Genomic DNA, 3554 nt, shown 5'->3' with positions numbered 1-3554 from the left:
GGACGCGACTGCTTTCATCCGTTCGACTACTCGACCGACATCGACGTCGCGCTCGGCGACGAGCACGGCAACTTCTCGCCCCGCGTCACGGCGCCCGCCGGCGTGCGCTTCGTCGTGGACACGCAGCCGACCGGACGCGGCCGGCTCGTGCCCGACCCGGCCGACGCACCGGGCGGCGACATCGAGGTCGTCAACCGGATGCGGCGCGGCGCGGTAAACGTCAACGCATTCAGCGCGGGCCGGCTGATCGCGGTGAAGGAAGCGGTCGCGCCCGGGCAGAAGGCCGTGTTCCGCTTCACGCCGACGCTGTGGATCGGCGTGGCATCGCAGGTGCAGGAAAGCCGCGCGCTGCACGCGGCGGTGATGTCGAGCGCGAACACGCAGCTGCCGCTGGCGGGCGTGGCCGCGGCGGACATCGTGATGACAGGCGGTGGCACCGGCGCCGATGCGCAGCCGTTCGCGTTCGCGCTCGAGCACATCGTGCGCGCGTAGCGCCGCCCGACACGGTTTGGACCGGCTTGACGGCACGGCTTCACGGCCGGGCCGGCGGGAAAGGTGTGCGGCAGACCGACTGCCGTTTTTTTCAAACTCAAGGAGCAACGACGTGGATATCCAACTGAACCTGATCAACCGCTCGAACGACGCCAACAACTCGAGCGTCGTGATCTTCCAGAAGAACGTGGCGACCGACTTCGACGAACTCGCGATCGCATGGAAGGTGATCCGCAACTGTGGCCAGGGCGACAACCATCCGTTCAAGTTCCCGATGACGATGAGCGTGAGCGCGAGCGACAGCTGGGGCAACTACATGCCGCAGCAGCCCGCGACGAACGGCCAGGTGTTCCAGGTCGTGCGCTCCAGCTCGGGCGACGTGCTGCAGCTCGGCGGCGATCCGGGCGCGAGCGCCGAGGTGCAGGTGCGCAACGACCTGCCGGCCGGCGCGATCAACGCGACGATCTACAAGGACGGCAACGCGCTCGCGCGCAAGACCTCCGTCGCGCCGGGCCAGAAGGCCGTGTTCCAGTTCAAGCCGACGATCTGGATCGGCGTGGCGTCGCAGATCGAACAGGGCGCGCTGATGAATTCCGCCGTGATCTCAGACATCAACACGGAACTGTCGCTGCTCGGCATCGCCAGCGCCGACATCGTGATGACCGGCGGCGGCCCGGGCCCGCGCTCGCTGCCGTTCACGTTCCGGCTGGAAAACGTGGTGATGGCGTAACGGTCCGTGCGCCGGCAACGCACGGCCGGCGCCCTATCAATCAGTTATCCGAATCGAATCAAGGTGACTCATGGACATCAATCTCAACTTCGTCAACCTGTCGAACGACGTCAACAACAGCCAGATCGTGATCTTCCAGAAGAACGTGTCGACGGACTTCGACGAGCTCGCGATCGCGTGGAAGGTCATCACCAACTGCGGACGCGGCGACAACCATCCGTTCGTGTTCCCGATGCTGACGACCGTCTCCGCGAGCGATGCCGACGGGAACTACATGCCGCAAAAGCGCGCGGACAACGGACAGCTCTTCAACGTGTCGCGCTCGACGTCGGGCAACGTGCTCGCGCTGGCCGGCCCGGCGCCGACGTCGCGCGAGATCCAGCTGCGCAACGACCTGAGCCAGGGGGCAATCACCGCGTCGGTCTTCAAGGACAACCGGCTGCTCGCGCACAAGACCGGCATCGTGCCGGGCCAGAAGGCCGTGTTCGAGTTCAAGCCGACGCTGTGGATCGGCACCGCGTCGCAGATCGAACAGGGCGCGGTGATGAATTCGGCCGTGCTGTCCGACATCAACACCGAACTGTCGCTGCTCGGGATCAAGAGCGCCGACATCGTGATGACGGGCGGCGGCGGCGGCACCACCGCGACCGCGTACCAGTTCCGGCTCGCGAACGTGGTGATGGGGTAAGCCGCGCACGCGCGACGGCGAACGGGCGACACCCGTCACGTCGTCGCGCGCACGCGCGTCAGCCCGCGCGCTGCACGGGCGCCATCTTCGAGAAATATTTCGCACCCGCCACGCAACCGACGACCACGACCGTCACGACGAGCATCGACGGCGGCACCGTCTCGTGCAGCAGCCCGGCCGCGAGCAGGAAGCCGAAGAACGGCTGCAGCAGCTGCAGCTGGCCGACGCCCGCGATCCCGCCGAGCGCGAGGCCGCGATACCAGAACACGAAGCCGATCAGCATGCTGAACAGCGACACGTACGCAAGCCCCCACAGCGCGGCGGCGTCGACGCCGTCGAACGTCGCGGGCCACGTGAACCACGTGAGCGGCAGCATCACCGGCAGCGACAGCACGAGCGCCCACGAGATCACCTGCCAGCCGCCGAGCTGGCGCGACAGCCGCGCGCCTTCCGCATAGCCGAGCCCGCACGCGACGATCGCGGCCAGCATCAGCGCATCGCCCACCACCGACGCGCTGCCGCCGTTGCGCAGCGCGAAGGCGGCCACCGCGCCGCTGCCGACCAGCGAGAAGATCCAGAACGGCAGCCGCGGACGTTCGCCGCCGCGCCAGACGCCGAACAGCGCGGTCGCGAGCGGCAGCAGCCCGACGAACACGATCGCATGCGCGGACGTCACATGCTTGAGCGCGAGCGCGGTCAGCAACGGAAAACCGACCACGACCCCGAGTGCGACGATGACGAGCGACACGGTTTCGGCGCGCGTCGGCCGCTTCTGCTTCAGCGCGACGAGCAGCATCAGGCCGAGCACGCCGGCGATCGTCGCGCGCGCGAACGTGAGGAACAGCGGATCGAGCCCCTGCACCGCGATGCGCGTCGCCGGCAGCGAGCCACTGAAGATGATCACGCCCAGCAGGCCGCTGAGCCATCCGTCGGTCGTCTTTTGCACGGGAAATCCTGGTCGAAAAATGGGTGGATGACCGATGATCCGCCGTGCGCGAAAAGCGCGTAAGCTACAGCCCAATACAATTCTGACAAACTGTACTGGACAACCAGCCGTACAGTTCCTTCTCGCCATGAGCCGTTCCGTGCAACGCCCTGCTCCGCCCGCGCCGTCGCGCACGCGCGTGGAAACCGTGATGGACACGCTGCGCGCGCGGATCGCGAGCCGCGCGCTGATGCCCGGCGCGCGCGTGCCGTCGATCCGGATGATGGCCGATGGGCTGCACGTGTCGAAATCGACCGTCGTCGATGCGTACGAGCGGCTCGCGAGCGAAGGCGTGCTGGTCGCGCGGCGCGGCTCCGGCTTCTACGTGTCGGGCCATGCGCCGCCGCTCGCGCTCGCCGAGCTCGGCCCGCGCCTCGATCGCGAACTCGATCCGCTGTGGCTGTCGCGCCAGTCGCTCGAGGCGGCGCCGAACTCCGTGAAGCCCGGCTGCGGCTGGCTGCCGTCGTCGTGGCTGCCGGACGAGAGCCTGCGCCGCGCGCTGCGCGCGGTATCGCGCGACGAACCCGACGCGCTGACCGACTACGCGACGCCGCTCGGGCTGCCCGCGTTGCGCCAGCAGCTCGCGTGGCGGCTCGCGCAGCACGGCGTCCAGGCGGAGCCCGCGCAGATCATGCTGACCGACGGCGGCACGCATGCGC

5 protein-coding genes are annotated in these 3554 nt (G+C 68.3%); 4 read left to right on the top strand and 1 reads right to left on the bottom strand.

What is annotated here, in order from left to right; all coding sequences use genetic code 11:
- The 3 genes from F3J14_RS31100 to F3J14_RS31090 all read left to right on the top strand — a co-directional run.
- The coding region (locus F3J14_RS31100; protein ID WP_166726193.1) for a hypothetical protein at positions 1 to 492 on the top strand (492 nt) is incomplete at its 5' end.
- A gap of 112 nt (positions 493 to 604) precedes the next feature.
- On the top strand, positions 605 to 1222 hold the full coding sequence (locus F3J14_RS31095) for a hypothetical protein (RefSeq protein ID WP_166726192.1): 618 nt from the start codon (positions 605 to 607) through the stop codon (positions 1220 to 1222).
- 70 nt (positions 1223 to 1292) lie between these two features.
- Positions 1293 to 1910, top strand: coding sequence for a hypothetical protein (locus F3J14_RS31090; RefSeq protein WP_166726191.1), 618 nt, complete (start codon positions 1293 to 1295; stop codon positions 1908 to 1910).
- Between the two features lie 58 nt (positions 1911 to 1968).
- Here F3J14_RS31090 and F3J14_RS31085 read toward each other — a convergent pair whose 3' ends face one another.
- Positions 1969 to 2856: a DMT family transporter gene (locus F3J14_RS31085; protein WP_166726190.1), complete on the bottom strand. Its 888-nt coding sequence runs from the start codon at positions 2854 to 2856 to the stop codon at positions 1969 to 1971.
- A 127-nt stretch (positions 2857 to 2983) separates the two neighbouring features.
- Between F3J14_RS31085 and F3J14_RS31080 the strand changes: the two genes are divergently transcribed.
- A partial coding sequence (locus F3J14_RS31080; protein ID WP_166726189.1) for a GntR family transcriptional regulator occupies positions 2984 to 3554 on the top strand: 571 nt, incomplete at its 3' end.

The organism is Burkholderia sp. Tr-862 (genome assembly GCF_011753085.1).
In the GTDB taxonomy this organism is placed as follows: Bacteria; Pseudomonadota; Gammaproteobacteria; order Burkholderiales; family Burkholderiaceae; genus Burkholderia; species Burkholderia ambifaria.
The sequence above is the reverse complement of the archived record's forward strand: the minus strand, read 5'-3'. Positions and strand labels throughout refer to the sequence as shown.

What these genes read in the sequence shown, in the direction of transcription:
- F3J14_RS31090 (WP_166726191.1), top strand. Translation starts at nt 1,293, where the DNA reads ATGGACATCAATCTCAACTTCGTCAACCTGTCGAACGACGTCAACAAC.